Below are 16,320 nucleotides of genomic sequence, written 5' to 3'. Positions count from 1 at the left end.
GTGCAAATACATTATATCCGTCAATGCGCCACGCGACTAGACTCAATAGTGAGCCTTAGGAACCGCCGACATAAAGCGGCCCCAAAAACGAGCGCCTGGCCATTATTGCAAATTCGTCGCAGAAGCATTAGTATTGTTATTGACTCTTATTCGCAATAAGATCAAAAGTGCTCCCAGCTAATCATCATTCCTGGCGTTCAAGGGGCCCTATCAGTGATTTCCAAACTTCATTCCTCATCCGTTTTTGCGCTTTCCGCTTCCGCATTGGTCGTAGCTGCACTGCCCAATATGGCCCAGGCACAATCCGCGCCCGGCCCAGATTATGAGAACAACGATGGCTCCGAGCCGGGTCAAATCACTGTCACCGCCACGCGTACGCCCGTGGCACTGGAAGAAGCTCCGGCCACGATATCGGTCATCACTGACGACGAGATCGCCGATCAATTGGCGACGGACACCCGAGATTTGGTGCGGTTCGAACCGGGCGTCACGGTCCGGCGCGCGCCCGCTCGATTTGGAGCCGCGCTGGGTTCAACCGGACGTGCGCGCAATGAAGATTTCGTCGTTCGCGGTATCGGCGGCAACCGTGTGTTGATTCAAGTTGATGGTATCCGGTCGCCGCAAGGTTTCAGCTTTGGAGCTCAAGATGTTGGTCGGGGTGGATCGACCGATGTCAGTTTAATCAAACAGGTTGAGATTCTGCGCGGTCCCGCCTCGGCGCTTTACGGCAGTGACGGTCTTGCCGGTGCGATCAGTTTTACCACGGCCGATCCAGGAGACTTGTTGGGCGCTGACAGCTTTGGCGGCTTTGCTCGTGCGCAATATTCCAGCGAGGATGATGAGTACGCCAACACCATCACCTTGGCGGCGCAAAGTGGGAACCTCTCCGGCTACATCGGGTACACTCGTCGGGATTTTAGCGAGCTGGAAAACCAAGGGGAAACCGGCGGCACAGGATCAACTCGCACTTTGCCAAATCCGACCGACGGCCACTCAAACGCCGTCTTGGGCAAACTGGTTTGGAGTGATGGAGAGCACCGACTGCGCCTTACCGGCGAACGGCTCGAAACCGAAATCGACACAAATGTCCTTTCAGGAATTGGCCCGGTGTTTCTGTTTGGCCCTTCACCCACATGGACGGTGGATCGATTGGAGGCGAGCGACACCACAAGTCGCGCGCGTGTTTCCGCCGATTGGACGTTCACAGGAGAGGCCGGCGATGCCATCGAATACGCATTTCTCACAGCCTATTACCAGCAAGGTGAAGATGAGCAGTTCACCGAAGAAGACCGCACGCAATTAAGCTTTATCCCTGCGCCCAATCGAACCCGCCTCAACACGTTCGACAACGAAGTATATGGCCTCAGCGCCGAGGCGCGCAGTGCATTTTCGTTCGGTTCCATCGCCAACACGATTGCCGTGGGCGGCGATGTAAGTTGGACCCGTCAAGAAGGGCTACGCGATGGGACAATCCCCCCGACCGGGGAGGTATTCCCCACGCGCGCCTTCCCGGTCACCGACTTTACGTTGGGTGGTGTTTTCATCGCGAATGAGATTGCGCTCTTTGATGGGGTTTTGACCTTGTTCCCGGCGTTGAGGTTTGATTTCTATGACCTCAACCCAACGAATGATCCCTTGCTGCCAACATTTGAAGCCAGTGACCAAAACGACAATCGCGTGTCGCCCAAGCTGGGCGCCGCCCTACGATTGGCAGATGATTTCCTCATTTTCGGAAACTACGCCCAAGGCTTCCTCGCGCCCACGCCCAGTCAGGTGAACAACTTCTTTGAAAATCTGGCTTTTGGATACACGTCGTTACCCAATGCCGACCTAGGGCCGGAAACAAGCGAAAGTTGGGAATTGGGCGCGCGCTATGTGGGCGACATTTTCTCTTTGCAAGTCGTTGGGTTTCAAGGAGACTATGACGATTTTATCAGCCAGCAGGTCGTGGGCGGTTCGTTCACACCGCAAGACCCTGCGGTGTTTCAGTTCGTCAATTTCAATCAAGTTGAGATCGATGGGTTCGAAGTCAAAGGGTCAATGAAGCTCGACAGCGGCTTCACCGCTCGATTGGCCATCGCATACGCCAATGGCGATGTGATCAACTCCGATGGAAGCCGCACGCCGTTGGACACGGTTGATCCATTTAGCGTTGTCGTGGGTTTGGGCTACCGTGATCCACAGGGTCGCTATGGCGCCAATCTCATCGCCACCCACACTGCGCGCAAAGACGCCGATAATGTTGAGCGTGCGCCGGATGGTTTGGATCTTTTTGTGCGGCCTGATCAATCGACCATCTTTGATCTTACTGCATTCTATTCGGTGACCGATAATCTGAAACTGCGTGCGGGCATCTTTAATGTGTTCGATGACAACTATGCCCTTTGGTCCGATGTGCGCGGCCTAGGCGTTGACGACGCTGCCATCGCCAGTGCCTTCACGCGCCCCGGACGCAATGCAAGCGTTTCAGCAACGTTCCAATTTTGAATTATTCCATGTTCTACCAAGGAAGGATTTCGACGATGCTCACTCTCAAAAAAACGATGCTTATGGGCGGCTTTGCCCTGACCGCTTTGATCACAATTCCGGCACCAGCTCTCGCCGATGATCCAATCGAGCGGAGTGGGGATGCAGCGCAGGCGGCATTCCAGGAAGACCGGGCTACCATTCTGGCCATGGCGGGGGATTTTCGTGTCCGGTTCGACATGCAGGAATCCACTGCTTGGATGGATGGGTATGAACCGATCGAGCCCAAAGTATCCGGGGGTCATGAAAGTGTGCGCGTGATCGAAGACACCGGAACGCGCATCGTATTGCAACATCTCCTTGTGGTTGGGTCCGACGAAGCGCCGTATATCGTCAAACACTGGCGTCAGGATTGGGAATTCGAACCGCAACAGATCCTTGCCTATGAAGGTGGTGACGGTTGGGCGATGAAGCCCGTACCCGAAGCGCTCAGGGCAGGACGTTGGTCGCAAACGGTTTATCAAGTTGACGACAGCCCGCGATATGCGGGGTGGGGCGAATGGCAGGTAACCAATGGCGTGCGGCGCTGGCGTTCAAATTGGACAACGCGGCCGCTGGCGCGACGTGATGCCACTCGATCTCCGATTTACGATCGCTATATCGGTATCAACCGTCATCAGATGACACCCAATGGATGGATCCATTGGCAAGACAACACAAAGATGATGCCGTCCGAAGACGGCCGCGAAGATTTAGTCCCGGTCGTGCAGGAATATGTTCTCAACACCTATGAACGGTTTGACGGATATAACGTAGCCGCAGCCGATGCATATTGGACCAACACATCCGAGTTTTGGGCGGCCGTGCGTGGAAAGTGGGATGAAGTGGCCGAGGCGCAGGGCGGCATTCGGATCGCACAGGAGGCCAATTACGGCACCGATATTGCCGCGGAATTGCTGCGATTGGCCGATGCAATCAACAAAGGTGAAACGCCATCCGCCGACGCGACACGCGCCGCGCTTGCTTTGATCGAAGAAGGGACAGCACAAAACGGCGGGTAGTTCAGTGTTGCAGAGTCGAGGGGGAGCCAAGCGTTATCGCGATGAACACACGGCTTCCCCCAATCCAGCGAAGGGTCGCTCCACCCAACTTCGACTGCTTATTTCCTCCGCTTGAAACTGCGCCCCTCATACGTTCGGACCGCGTTGCCCCGCTCAACCGATTTGTTTTCAGACCACATCGCCGCGTCCGATTGTTGCGCCTGCGCGGCTTCGCGTTCTTCCAACATCAATGCAATTCTGAGTTGGGCGGTCTTCTTGTTTGCTAACTGCGATCGTTGATCTTGGCAAACACATGAAAGGCCGGTTGGCGTGTATTTCGCGTCATTGAACAAAATGGGAAAAGACTTCGCCGCTTATAGGGTGTTTGCTGTGATCAGCGACTAACCCTCTCTTACCCGGTTCAAGAATGCTGTGACTTGAGCGTTGAGGGTGGATGCCTGATGTTCCAATTCGTTGGCACTGGCCAAGACTTGGTTGGCGGCGGTCCCGGTTGAAAGCGACAATTGGCGAACGCGATCGACATGGCCGTTCACTTTGTCGGTCCCCCGCGCGGCGAGATCGATGTTTCTGGCCAGATCTTGGCCCGCGACCGATTGTTGATTGACAGCGCTAGCAATGGCCATTGTTGTGCTGTCCAGGTCTCTTACTTGGTTCGCAATGGCACGCAGAGCGGCGACGCTTTCGCCGGTCTTGTCCTGCATGGCGCAAATTTGGTCTGCAACCTCCCGCGTTGCCCGACTGGTCTGCATGGCCAGTTCTTTCACCTCGCTGGCGACCACGGCGAAACCACGTCCCGCTTCGCCGCCGCGCGCCGCCTCTATCGAAGCGTTGAGTGCAAGCAGATTGGTGCGTTGGGCGATGGTCTGAATCAATTCGACGACTTGGCCAATTTGATCGGCAGAATCGGACAGTGCTGAGATCGTCGTATCGGCCTCTTCGGTTGCGTCATGCGCGAGCCTTGCCATTGCGCTCGAGGAAGTGGCTTGTTGGCTAATCTCTGAAATCGAAAGGGCGAATTGGTCGCTGGCTGCGGCGGCGGCGGTTGCTCCAATGCTGGCCTCTTCCATGTGCCGGGCAAGGTCAGATGTCCGCTCGCTTGCTTCATCGGCGGTTGAGGCCATTTTGGACGCTGTAGTGCCAAGCTGACCTGATGCGGTTGCCACTGTGCTCACCACATCGCCAACCGTCCGTTCAAATTCCAGTGCGACATCATGAAGCAATGCCGTTTTGCGGGCCTCTTGATTTTTCCGTTCTGTTTCACGTTCTTGTTGCAAACGCATTTCTTGATCGGCCCGCTCGCTGCGTTCGTGGGCCCACAATTCAAGCTGTTTGTTGGCGCGTTTGAACATTGCCAACGCGCGCAGCATTTCCCCGAACTCGTCCTTGCGATCGTGTCCCTTGATGGTGAAATCTCGCTCGCCTCGGGCGAGCGCTGTCATGCCTTTGGAGATTTCGAGAATCTTCTGCGATACGTTCTTGGAGAAATAGCGCAGGCCGACGCCCAAAATCATCGCGGCTGCTGCGCCCAATGTTACAAGGACCGCGATCATATAGGCGAAATATGTAAGGCCTGCCGCTTGGCTCCGTTCGCGTTGGTCGATGAATCCGTCGGCAAGCTTTCGGGTTGCCTCCACCAATTGCTCGCCACTATCTGTCAGTCGTTGACCCAACAGCGATAGCCGTTCGGGGTTGGCCCCTTGCTGTTGGGCGGTTGTAACGATGATGAAAGCTCCGTTGTAGCGATCCAAGTTCGACTGCATCCGCGCAATCTGAGGGCGCAGCGATGGCATCGTGTCGCCAGTGACTTGATCTATTGCATTGATGCGCGCCTTGGCGTTCTCATAGGCGTTGCGTTGCTGTTCCAGCATGGTTTGCTCGCCGGTTAAGACGAAGCGCGCAGAGGCGTAGCGAAGGTCACCGGCAAGACTGCGCAGTTCAACAGCTTCGTAGAGCGCATCGTTTGCTTTTTCCGACGCGGAGTAACGCAGCCGCAATTCCCCCAAGCCCAGTGCAAGGATCAATGCCATCGCAAATGATATGAAGAAAAAGACGCCGAAAATGGCGTGAACTTTCCCTCGAATACTAAGGTGTCGAAACCATGCAATGCGTTCCAAAGCCGCGCGTTTTGGGCGCTGTATCAGACGGGAACTAGGAGAGGCAGAATCACCGGCGCCGGTTCGGCTGGATTCCTCCACCCGCGTCATCATGTTCATGAAATGCACCCCAATCCCGACTGTCGCATGCAGGCGACGGACCGAGGGCTTTGGTGAAGGAAAGTCCTTTACAATGCTGGGATCTGCACCCCAGTCATTGCACTTAGACGGGGTTGGTCACAACGCTTAGCCTTCGCGGACTTTGGCAAGGAAAGTGTCGACCTGACTGCGCAGTGTCGACGCCTGTTGTTCCAATGCGGTTGAGCTCGACAAGACTTGGCTCGCGGCTGACCCGGTTGAGATCGACAATTCGTGCACTTCCTTGATGTGGCTTGCCACTTGCTCCGTGCCACGCGCTGCAAGATCGATTGAATGGGCAAGATCTTGCCCAGCAACCGATTGCTGGTCGACGGCGCTCGCAATAGAAACGGCCGTCGTTTCCAATTGCTGCACTTCGTTGGAGATGGATTTCAACGCTTTCACGCTTGCACCGGTCGTATCCTGCATTGAGCAAATTTGTTCAGCGATTTGCTCGGTCGCACGGCTGGTTTGCATCGCCAATTCTTTCACCTCGCTGGCAACAACGGCGAAACCACGTCCGGCCTCGCCGCCACGCGCCGCTTCGATTGATGCGTTCAAGGCGAGCAAGTTGGTGCGTTGAGCGATGGTCTGGATCAACTCAACAATCTGACCAACCTGCTGTGCAGATTGAGACAGTTCAGCGATTGTAGCATCGGCTTCGTTGGCGGAATTCGTGGCCTTGCGAGCCAGTTGCGCGGAAGATGCGGCTTGGCGACTGATTTCACCGATGGACATGGCAAATTCATCGCTTGCTGCGGCCGCCGCGGTGGCGCCGGAATTGGCTTCCTCCATGGAAACCGCGACATCGCTTGTGCGGGTGCTCGATTGCTCCGCCGTTGCGGCCATCATGGTGGAGGTGGATTGAAGCTGGCTCGATGCGCTTGCCACGCCGCTCACCACATCGCCAACGGTCCGTTCAAACTGGTCCGCGATGTTGCGCAGCGTTTCTTCACGCTCTTGGCGCGCCGCATCTTCTTTATTCTGCTGACGCGTTTTCTCTTCCAATTCCTCACGCGCTTTCTCTTCGCGCTCTTTGCCCAATCTCTCCAAGTGCTTACTTGCACGCAGGAAAACCGACATGGCGCGCGCCATGTCACCGATTTCGTCGGTGCGGTCTTTGCCTTCGATTTCGATTGCTTTTTCACCAGCCGCCAAATCGCCCATTTGATCGGACATTGTACGAAGCGGAAGTCCGACATTGCGATCAAAATACCGCTGAGCCACGACGGTCAGAAGGGTGAGCAAGCAGGCGAGGGCGATCCAACCCAAGAGCAGGTTTGAAGCCAATTGCGATCCGGTTTCGGACATTTCGTGCGCACCGGTTTCCAGCGCGGTGGCCATGCCGCTCGCCGCTTCGAATGCCGCTTCCCCGCTCGAAGCGATGATGGCTTGCGTTGATGCAGGAATTCCATTGCCATTTGTTGCGCTGGCGATTGCATCGCGCATACGCTCCACCGGAACTCGCACAGAATTTATGACTTCAGCGCTCGGCCCGGTTGCCTCTGGTGCGACTTCGCGCAGTTGGGCCAGTTTGGCGGATGCTTGATCCAACCGTGCGGTCGCCTGAGCGGCACGTTCAGTGTCACCGTTGGCAATGAATGTTTCGGCGTGCCGTTGCGCTTGCGAGAGATCGACTACGATGCGTTCCGAGACGACGGCTTGGTCATGAGCTTCGCCCATGCCGCTCGCGCTTGAACTCACTTCGACAAAGCCAGCAATCATCATCAAGCCAGCGAACAAGGCGAAAGCCAGATTGACGCCAAAGAACCATGTGATCTTGCGCCCAATGGGCAAGCTAGAGAACCAGCCCAAAAGCCCGGTTTTGGACTGTTCCAATTCCACGCCTGCGGCCGCTTCTTCGACTCGCTTTGCTTCCAAGTCGACTGCGATGTCTTGTATAGCGCTCATGAAAAATTCCCACCCGTCCCTGTTGCTGCGGATGCAGACGCGGCGGTCTGCTCTGCACCCACATTTGGTTGATTGGCCGTATTCTGCGGCATGATTAGTCTGTCGATTTCGTTTGCAGGCATGGCTTTGTAATACAGCCACCCTTGGATCTGATCGCACCCTGCAAGGCGAACCATATCAGCCTGTTCTTGTGTCTCGACGCCTTCTGCAGTGACATCCATGTGCAATGCGCGCGCAACCGCGATGCTCGACAACATCATTGCGCGGCTGCCGTCGTCTTCTCCGGCCTGCACCACCAAGCTGCGATCCAGCTTGAGTTTCTCAAATCGGAATTGACGCAAAAATCCGATCGAAGCGTAACCGGTTCCAAAGTCATCAAGCGAAATTCGAACACCAAATTTGCGGATCACATCGAGGCTGCGTTCGGCGACGACGGGATCAAGCACAAGACAGGTTTCGGTCACTTCTAGTTCGAGGAGGTGGGCCGGGAAGCCTGTTTCTTCCAAGATTTCGCCCAATTTGATGGGGAACTCTGGATTGCGCAATTGCGCGGCCGAAATGTTGACCGAAAGCGTGATGTTGTCCCAACGAAGCGCATTCTTGACTGCTTCGCGCAAGACCCAAAGGCCAATTGGGTTGATGATCCCAGATTCCTCTGCGACCGGGATAAAGACATTCGGACCGATCTTACGATTGTCCTGGCGGTTCCAACGCAAAAGCGCCTCAACCGCAACAATCTTACCCTTTTCAGCGTCGACAAGCGGTTGATAAGCCAACTCAAACTCGTCATTTGCGAGGCCAGTGCGCAGATCGTCTTCGAGCTCACGTACAGCTTCGCGGCGTTGGTCAAACGTTTCGTTGAACCATGTGCAGCGCATTTTGCCACCGCGCTTTGACATATACATCGCTACGTCCGAACGACGCAGCATTTCGGTCGATGGGAGGCGGCTTGCGGCTGTGCTGCGGGCCAATCCGATGCTGGCACCAACAGTGATGGAGCGGCTACCGACCTGAATTGGTTTTTGCAGTTTTTCTAGGACTGTTCGGCAAATCCCTTCTAGGATCGTGCCGGCGACCCGACCGTTCATGACTGCTGCGAATTCATCCCCACCCAAACGGTAACATTTCGCCTCTTCGCCGCATGTCTCTTGAAGCAGCTTCGCGCATTCTTGGATCAATTGATCGCCAAGCGAATGGCCGTAGTGATCGTTGACCTGCTTAAAACTGTCGAGATCGATGAGAGCGATTGCGACTTCTTCGTCGCCCCGCGAATACCGTTCAACATCGGCATGCAATGCGCGGCGATTGGGGAGTTTGCTCAATGTGTCCGTGTTGCCCAGCGTTTCCAGTTCGCGAACATTGGCGATGCCGGTCCGACTCAACAGAAAAATCGTCGCAGCGTAGATCAACGCCCCGGCGATCAATAAAGCTTGTGGTGATGCAAAGGCCAATACGTCGCTGGCGATGACGACCATCGCTATCAATGCAAAGACGAATGAAATCGTGGCGAGCGGAACCATGACCAGCCCGATTGGGGTCAAGCGCATTGGTTTTCTTGGTTTTGGCACCACAGTTCCTTTGCTCACGCCGATCGGCGCAGTTGCGTCGACGGGTTTTCTAAAGAGCAATGGCTAATTTATGGTAAAATACTTAGCGCGCCGGTCATCAAATCTGGCCCGCGATGTTAACCTCAACCCGCCAGCGGGACGGGATTGAGCACCGAATTGTCCTGCAATTCGTAGAGGCTGGCCCGTTGGGCCGACGGTTTGAAAGCGCGGGTTTGACCGACCACGGTTTCCCCCGCTCCCAACATCAAAAATCCGTCGCTGGCCAGCGCATTGGAAAGGCGATGGAACGCCAGTTCGCGGGTCTCTCTCTCAAAATAAAGCAAGACATTGCGGCACAATATGAGGTCAAATCGCTGCCGGGCAGGGGGTTCGGTCAATACATTGTGTTGTTGAAACCGGGTGATGGTGCGCACGTGGTCGCGAATTTGCCAACCATCGGGCGTCTCATCAAAATGGCGGAGCATTTGCGCAACGCCCAGTCCGCGCTGAACCTCAAATTGGCTGTACAGACCTGTCCGCGCGGTGCGCACAACCGTGTGCGACACATCCGTGCCCAAAATGTCGATTGTCCAACCGCGCCATTTTTCCTTTTGGTCTTCGAACAACATGGCGAGGGAGTGAACCTCTTGTCCGGTGGAACATCCGGCGCACCAGATCGAAATCCGTTTTGTGTGCTCACGTCGGCGGGCGATTTCAGGAAGAAGTTCGTCCGGAATCTGATCAAAGGTCGGCTTGTCACGAAAGAAATAGGTTTCGTTGTTCAACAGCGCTTCGACCACTTCCGAAGCCAGGTCATGATCCGTGGCTCTACGTCGCGGTACATCGAGCAAACAAACAAGTTGATCGACATTGCTGATATTGTGTTCGCGAAACACTCCGGCGAGAGCGGTGGCAACGCGCCAGCGGCGGCTTTCGGTCAAATGTTGTCCGGTCCGCTCGGCCAGAAGGTCGGCGATGATTTGATAAGAGGCTTGGCTGACTTCCATACCGGTCAGCGTGCTGCGCCTTGTGTCTCAGGTTGTTGGGCGACGGCCCCAGTTAAGGAGAATTGATCCATTATCGCTGCCCCCAATTCTTCGGGAGACGCAACGAGGCTGGTTAAGCCAGCCTTTGCAACGGATCCGGGCATGCCCCAAACGGCGCTGGTTTCGGCATCTTGTGCCCACACTGTGCCGCCTGCAGCGGTCAAAAGTTCGGCCCCTTCCAGCCCATCACGTCCCATTCCAGACAAGATGATGGCGAGGACGCGGCCTTCGCAGATCTCTGTTAAGCTCGACAGCATGGGATCAACCGATGGCATGCAGCCATTTTCTACCGCTTCGACTTTGATCCGGGTGACAAGACGATCGCCAATGCGGCGCGCAACCATGTGTCCATGACCCGTGGCGATCGCAATCTCGCCTCTGCGAATTTCGGTGCCATCTTCCGCGATATGCGTTGGCCGTCCGCTGGCGACTTCGATCTGACGGGCGAAGACAGGGATGAATGAACTTGGAAGGTGCTGTGTGATCAAGATCGGCAGATCAAAATCAGGGGTGAGTTTCCGCATCAAGACGTTGAGCGCGTGGATGCCACCTGTTGACGCGCCAATTGCCAGAACATCGGGCCGTTTTGTCCGTCTTTTCTGACGGTCGGTTTGCTTGCGCGTATCGTCGGGTGTGGCCGACCCGGCGCCTGATTTGGCGGGATCGTTGGCTCCGCCCAGCGCGCGGATCTTGGATAAAAGTTGGCTGCGATATTCTTCGTTGAATCCACCAGGTCGGGGCTTCAACATGGTGTCCGCTGCGCCAGTTGAGAGCGCCTGAACGGTGGCCTCGGCCCCGTCTTCGGTAAGCGATGACACCACCATGACTTGCGCCTCGGGTGCGACCTTCAATATCATCGGCAACGCTTCGAGACCGCCCATTCCGGGCATTTCAAGGTCGAGCAGAATGACATCGATGTCTGCGTCTTTAAGTTGAGCAATCCCGCGTTCAGCGCTGCTCGCGGTTTGAGACACGACCATCCCTGCGTCGCTTTCGACCATGCGTTTGAACACTGTGCGGACGGTCAAAGAATCGTCGATCAACATCACACGGATTGCGTCGGCCGGTCGGTTCGCCACAGGCGCAGCACCCGCCTGACCAGTTGAAGTTTCATCCAACGGATTGGCTTTGCGCAGCAAACGCGAGGGGGAGGAAGTCGGTGCGTTCACGCGAAACCCACCAATTGCAGTTTGATCTGAAGAGTTTCGTGATCAAAAGGTTTCATTACATATTCGTCCGCGCCGGCGCTGATCGCTTCGCGGATATGGGCGACATCATTTTCCGTGGTGCAAAACACGACTTTCGGTTTGTCCCCGCCCGGTCGCTGGCGCAGTTGCGTGATGAATTCGATCCCGGTCATGACCGGCATGTTCCAATCCAAAAGGACAACGTCAGGCATCGCAACAAGGCACGCATCCAGACCCATTTGACCGTTTTCGGCTTCGTCCACGGTGAAACCGAGGGTTTCGAGGATATGTCTCGAAACTTTGCGGATTACTCTGGAATCATCGACGATTAGGCATGTTTTCATGGCGCATCCTTCGATCTTGGTCGCCGGTGGGGCGATCTTACTGATCGGAACGTTTGAGTATTAGGCTAAGAAAGTAAGCATAGAATTAAGCCGCCCCTGCGAAGGGTTCGGGACCAGCGATCATTTGAGGCAGATCGATCAACAAGACGGGGCCGTCATGGGTTTCGATCATTCCCGTTGCAGCGCGCGCCCATTCTCTGCCAAACCCACCGGGAACCTGTTCCGGTTCACTCGCAGCGGTGGTGATGTCTTCGATGGAATCCACGCGCAGAGCGTAAGAATAATTTTCGACGGCCACGACAATCGCACGATGATCAAGCGACCACCTATTGGCATCAAAACCCAATGCACGTCGGCAATCAATCACCGTCAATGCCTGACTGCGCATGGCAGTGATCCCCGAAATAAAGTCGGGCGAGCGCGGCACGGGAGTGACCGAACCGACTTCGATGACCGAGCTCACGTCATGCGCGTTGAATGCGCAACGACGCCCAGCGATTTGAGCCAAAACAAGCAAGTTGTTCATCACCGTTCCCCTCCGACAGCGCGCGCTTTGCGCAAGGCATCGATGACCGCTTCGCGATCGTAACGATAGATCGTTGACGCGCCCTCAGTGGCTTCGGGCAGATCACGAAGGCGAATAACCGGAGAGTTGAACGTCACATCCAACGCCAGAGCGGCTTCGTATTCATCATCAAACCAAATCGCCACATCCTGATCCGGTTCATCAGATTTCGCGATGTTATAGCCAGCAGACGTCACCAGTGGGCCTAGGATTGTCCGGGCCCAATCAGAGTCCGGTAACCGGCATTTTGGTTTCTCGGCGTCTTGCGGTGCCTCACCATGACGGGCGAACAATTCGTGGCCATCGATCAAGGCGATGGTTTGGCCGTTCACCAACGTCACAGCCTCTATCAAGGCGTCATCGGTTTCGGGTTTTAGAACGTCGTCCAATTGTGTGGCATCATCAATTTCACGCACTGCATAGAGCAATTCACATGCACCATCGGTTAGTCGCAATAGACGTACTTTTTCCGATGATATTGGCCCGTCGGGCAATCCAATCAGTGGAAGTATTGCGCCATCAATGACCGCGCGCGGTGATGCACCAGAAAGATCAATTGCTGATACGGGAGCGGTTTCGATCCGTTGCACCAGTTCCAACCGAACGGCACAGCGGCGCCCGTTGTAATCGGTAAACACCATGGCCCGGCATGCATCTTGTTCGTCGTCTGCCGATTGGTCGTCGAACGATTGAAGTACCCGGTTGCGAGCGTCTGAGACAAGGCCGTATTCACCCGCAATGTTGGTCACATCGAGAAGCAAAACAGGTTGGCCATCATCAAGCAGCGTGGACCCCGCGTAATACCCGCTGCGCATCACTGCAGGGGCTAAAGGTTTGACCACAACATCGCCGTGAGAATGAATTCGGTCCACCGCCAAGGCAAACAAGTCGCCGCTGGCCAAACGCAACATCACCATTGTGTGTTCGCCTTGGACCAAATCTCCGGCCGGTAGATCCAATACTTCGGTCAGCATCAGGCATGGAACCCGGTTGCCCCGGAATGTGACCAAGGCCGTTTCACCCATTTGCGTGTAATCGAGAGCCTTGGATGATGCGTGGATGATCTCTTCGACATAACTTTGCGGAATGGCAAATCGTTGATCGCCAATCTCGACGGTCAATCCGGCAATGATGCTAAGGGTGAGGGGCACTTGCAGAGTGAACATAGTGCCCACCCCAAGAGTGCTGGTGACTTTAATGCTGCCACCGACCCGTTCCAAATTCTGACGAACGACATCAAGGCCCACACCTCGTCCGGATACGCTGCTGACTTCTTCGGCTGTCGAAAAACCAGGCTCAAAAATCAATTGCAGGATGTCTTCGCGGCTCAATTCGGTGCGCTGACTTTCCGAAATTAGGCCGGTCGCAATGCCTTTTGCCAAGATACGCTCAGAATCAATACCCGCGCCATCATCGCTAACGACGATAGAAATTGTGTTTCCGGATTGGCGCGCAGAAATAGACATGATGCCCACCTCGCGTTTGCCATTGGACAAGCGGGTGGTTGGGCTTTCCATCCCATGGTCAATTGCGTTTCGTATGATGTGAGTGATCGGATCTCGGATCGTCTCAATCATCTCACGATCCAATTCCACGTCACCGCCTTCGAGGTCGACCATGACTTGTTTGCCGAGTTCAGCAGAAAGGTCGCGGACAAGCCTGGGCAGGGCAGCGAATAATGTCTCAATCCGCTGCATCCTCATGCGGGTGATGGCATCACGTACATCGGCAAGTATGGTGGTCAGCCGCTCAAACGGACCGTCGATAGTTGGTTGGGTGCCCGCTTGGCGCAGTCGATGCGCAAGATCATTGCGTGCTAAAACCATGTCGGAAACGCCGCTCATGACACGGTCGAGCAAATCAACCGGCAATCGGATTGAGCGTTGAGGTGTGGGAACGTTTTCGGATTTCTTGCCAACGGGGTCGTCGCCGGGCGCAGGGACGGCGTCGTTCAATAGATCGCTCGCAGGCGCATGCGGGAAGACCGGAATGTCAGCTGTCTGTGCGCCGGGTGCCAAGGCTGCGATTAATTCCTCATCGCCGCCCTCTGTAAATTCTTCACCTGCTTCGATGGCGTCGACCATGAGCGCGATCCGGTCGATAATCGCTAGAACCGCCGTGACCAGCGCGCCGTCGGCTGTGCGTCGTTCGGATCGGCAATCTGCCAATGCATCTTCGGCGGCGTGCGACAATTCGGCAAGGCGCGGAAAATCGAAGAAGCCGCAATTGCCTTTGACTGTGTGCACAAACCGGAAAATTGTATCGAGGCGCGCGCGGTCGGCCGGATCGGCTTCCCAAGCAACGATCTCCCCTTCGCTGGCCTCCAGCATTTCCCTGGTCTCTGCGACGAAGTCCGTCAGCAGGTCATCCATGACACATTTGCCCCTTTACGACGCGCGGTATTCGCGCACGGAGCACTTATGAAGCGGGATGGTTAACGAAAGCCTATCGCCGGCTTGGGCGTCATCGGACAGGTGCGCGACGGACCAACACCCAATAAATCAACGCGACGCCGGTAACGCCGCCAAACAGGTTCGCTGCCAATTCGGCTGTGTAGATCGCTTCGCTTCCCCAAGTTGCGACTAAAAGCCACGCAACCGGCAGCATAACCAGAAAGACACGAACCGCAGATTGGGCGAGTGCAAAGGACGCTTTGTCGACCGCGTTCAAAATGCCGTTGGCAACAATCAACAGACCAAATCCCGCATAACCCCACGCCGCAATGTTGAGGTACAATGCGAACTCTTCGACCACTCTTGCATCCTCCGTAAAGAGATATGCGAGGAATTCTCCGCCAGACACCATCGCGATGGCAATTCCAAGGCCCCAAATGATGCAGAACGCGAAGGCATAAAGAGCCGCTTGGCGAGACCGATCAAACTCGCTTGCGCCCCAATTTTGACCAACGATGGCCCCAATGGACCCAGACAGCGCGAGCAAAGGCACAGTTGCGAAACTTTGCAACCTTCCGGCGGCGCCAAATCCGGCGACCGCGGCTTCCCCTTCGAGCGCGACAAGAGCGGTAAGGATGGAAAGACCAATCGGGTTGATCGAATTTGAGAACGCCGCCGGACCGGCGACACGCATGATCGAAGCCGCTGGATCGACCAAACTGGTGTTGCGCAACAATCCAAAATCAAGCGGGATGGCCGATTTTCGGGTCAAGACGACCGCCACGGTAAGGCCGATCACCCAACCGATAATCGTCGCATAGGCTGCCCCTGCCATGCCGAAACCTTCAACACCAAATGCGCCGGTGATTAGGAACGGGTCCAAAACCCAGTTTGCAGCCGCGTATGAAATGGAAATAGTGCTGGTCTTTCGCGCTTCCCCTTGACCGCGAAGCACACCGTTGAAACCCATGATCGCCAGGATCAACGGAAAACCGAGAGCAAATGGCTCCATGTAAATACGTATCAAGCCCAAGAGATGATCGGGTGCGTTCATCAGCGCAAAGAGCGGATCCAGCAATGCAAACAGGATCAATCCTATCATCACGCCTGCGCCCGCCGCGAACACAATACCAAAATTTGCCCGCTTTGCCGCGCGGGCATCATCGCCTTCACCCAGCGCGCGCGCGATGACGGAATTGATCCCGACCATCACCCCAACACCTAAAGATGAGAGCGCAACCGAGATAGGGAATATGAAAGAGATGGCGGCGAGTTCTTCGCTGCCCAATTGGCCGATGAAATACGCATCCACCAGCGAAATAGACATGATCGCAGCGACGCCAACAATCGCGGGCATCGTTTGATCGATGAGGTGTCCGATGATGCTGCCGCTGGCCAGTTTGGCATTAATCGGCCGATTTACCGGAGTTTGGGCCGAGCTGGTTTCATCATCTTTCATGCAATGATGCGCCTAGCTGCATGGAGCACAGGTGGCAATTCAATGCGACCAAATGACGCAAAGGAATTGCGGGATTGTTTGAAATGCGACCGGTTGATAGCCGTCTCCTG

At 55.6% G+C, this 16,320-nt stretch carries 11 protein-coding genes; 2 read left to right on the top strand and 9 right to left on the bottom strand.

Annotated features, from left to right (window positions below):
• Window positions 1-213 precede the first annotated feature (213 nt).
• Both BQ8290_RS01915 and BQ8290_RS01910 read left to right on the top strand, forming a co-directional pair.
• Window positions 214-2,487: a TonB-dependent hemoglobin/transferrin/lactoferrin family receptor gene (locus BQ8290_RS01915; protein WP_337660910.1), complete on the top strand. Its 2,274-nt coding sequence runs from the start codon at window positions 214-216 to the stop codon at window positions 2,485-2,487.
• A 35-nt stretch (window positions 2,488-2,522) separates the two neighbouring features.
• Entirely contained in the window at window positions 2,523-3,527 is a 1,005-nt protein-coding gene (locus tag BQ8290_RS01910) for a DUF6607 family protein (RefSeq protein WP_337660909.1), read from the top strand.
• 380 nt (window positions 3,528-3,907) lie between these two features.
• On the opposite strand, the gene BQ8290_RS01900 is transcribed toward BQ8290_RS01910, so the two are convergent.
• The 9 genes from BQ8290_RS01900 to BQ8290_RS01860 all read right to left on the bottom strand — a co-directional run bounded on the left by BQ8290_RS01900 (window position 3,908) and on the right by BQ8290_RS01860 (window position 16,210).
• Window positions 3,908-5,740, bottom strand: a complete 1,833-nt coding sequence (locus tag BQ8290_RS01900; RefSeq protein ID WP_337660908.1) for a methyl-accepting chemotaxis protein — start codon at window positions 5,738-5,740, stop codon at window positions 3,908-3,910.
• Window positions 5,741-5,866: 126 nt separating this feature from the next.
• Entirely contained in the window at window positions 5,867-7,669 is a 1,803-nt protein-coding gene (locus BQ8290_RS01895) for a methyl-accepting chemotaxis protein (protein WP_337660907.1), read from the bottom strand.
• Window positions 7,666-9,216 (bottom strand): EAL domain-containing protein, encoded by a 1,551-nt coding sequence (locus tag BQ8290_RS01890; RefSeq protein WP_108787156.1) that lies wholly within the window; start codon window positions 9,214-9,216, stop codon window positions 7,666-7,668. Before BQ8290_RS01890 ends, BQ8290_RS01895 begins: the two co-directional genes overlap by 4 nt.
• 143 nt (window positions 9,217-9,359) lie before the next feature.
• A complete protein-coding gene (locus tag BQ8290_RS01885) occupies window positions 9,360-10,223 on the bottom strand; it encodes a CheR family methyltransferase (protein ID WP_108787154.1) in 864 nt (287 codons plus the stop codon).
• Between the two features lie 5 nt (window positions 10,224-10,228).
• Complete coding sequence (gene cheB, locus BQ8290_RS01880; RefSeq protein WP_337660906.1) at window positions 10,229-11,431, bottom strand: chemotaxis-specific protein-glutamate methyltransferase CheB; 1,203 nt, start codon at window positions 11,429-11,431, stop codon at window positions 10,229-10,231.
• Entirely contained in the window at window positions 11,428-11,793 is a 366-nt protein-coding gene (locus BQ8290_RS01875) for a response regulator (protein WP_108787152.1), read from the bottom strand. Before BQ8290_RS01875 ends, cheB begins: the two co-directional genes overlap by 4 nt.
• An 85-nt stretch (window positions 11,794-11,878) precedes the next feature.
• The gene (locus tag BQ8290_RS01870; RefSeq protein ID WP_108787151.1) at window positions 11,879-12,319 is read right to left on the bottom strand and encodes a chemotaxis protein CheW; all 441 of its coding nucleotides are present in this window, start codon (window positions 12,317-12,319) and stop codon (window positions 11,879-11,881) included.
• Window positions 12,319-14,730: a chemotaxis protein CheW gene (locus tag BQ8290_RS01865; protein WP_108787149.1), complete on the bottom strand. Its 2,412-nt coding sequence runs from the start codon at window positions 14,728-14,730 to the stop codon at window positions 12,319-12,321. Before BQ8290_RS01865 ends, BQ8290_RS01870 begins: the two co-directional genes overlap by 1 nt.
• A gap of 91 nt (window positions 14,731-14,821) precedes the next feature.
• The gene (locus BQ8290_RS01860) at window positions 14,822-16,210 is read right to left on the bottom strand and encodes an MATE family efflux transporter (protein ID WP_108787147.1); all 1,389 of its coding nucleotides are present in this window, start codon (window positions 16,208-16,210) and stop codon (window positions 14,822-14,824) included.
• Between the last annotated feature and the right edge of the window lie 110 nt (window positions 16,211-16,320).

Source organism: Erythrobacter sp. Alg231-14, from assembly GCF_900149685.1.
Classification (GTDB): domain Bacteria; phylum Pseudomonadota; class Alphaproteobacteria; order Sphingomonadales; family Sphingomonadaceae; genus Erythrobacter.
This window is presented reverse-complemented; position numbering and strand designations above follow the sequence as displayed.

Excerpts from the sequence above, each read along its gene's own strand:
- BQ8290_RS01870 (WP_108787151.1), bottom strand. The coding sequence starts at position 12,319 with ATGAACAACTTGCTTGTTTTGGCTCAAATCGCTGGGCGTCGTTGCGCA.
- BQ8290_RS01875 (WP_108787152.1), bottom strand. The coding sequence starts at position 11,793 with ATGAAAACATGCCTAATCGTCGATGATTCCAGAGTAATCCGCAAAGTT.
- BQ8290_RS01900 (WP_337660908.1), bottom strand. The coding sequence starts at position 5,740 with ATGAACATGATGACGCGGGTGGAGGAATCCAGCCGAACCGGCGCCGGT.
- BQ8290_RS01895 (WP_337660907.1), bottom strand. The coding sequence starts at position 7,669 with ATGAGCGCTATACAAGACATCGCAGTCGACTTGGAAGCAAAGCGAGTC.
- BQ8290_RS01910 (WP_337660909.1), top strand. The coding sequence starts at position 2,523 with ATGCTCACTCTCAAAAAAACGATGCTTATGGGCGGCTTTGCCCTGACC.
- BQ8290_RS01890 (WP_108787156.1), bottom strand. The coding sequence starts at position 9,216 with ATGCGCTTGACCCCAATCGGGCTGGTCATGGTTCCGCTCGCCACGATT.
- BQ8290_RS01885 (WP_108787154.1), bottom strand. The coding sequence starts at position 10,223 with ATGGAAGTCAGCCAAGCCTCTTATCAAATCATCGCCGACCTTCTGGCC.
- BQ8290_RS01865 (WP_108787149.1), bottom strand. The coding sequence starts at position 14,730 with ATGGATGACCTGCTGACGGACTTCGTCGCAGAGACCAGGGAAATGCTG.
- BQ8290_RS01860 (WP_108787147.1), bottom strand. The coding sequence starts at position 16,210 with ATGAAAGATGATGAAACCAGCTCGGCCCAAACTCCGGTAAATCGGCCG.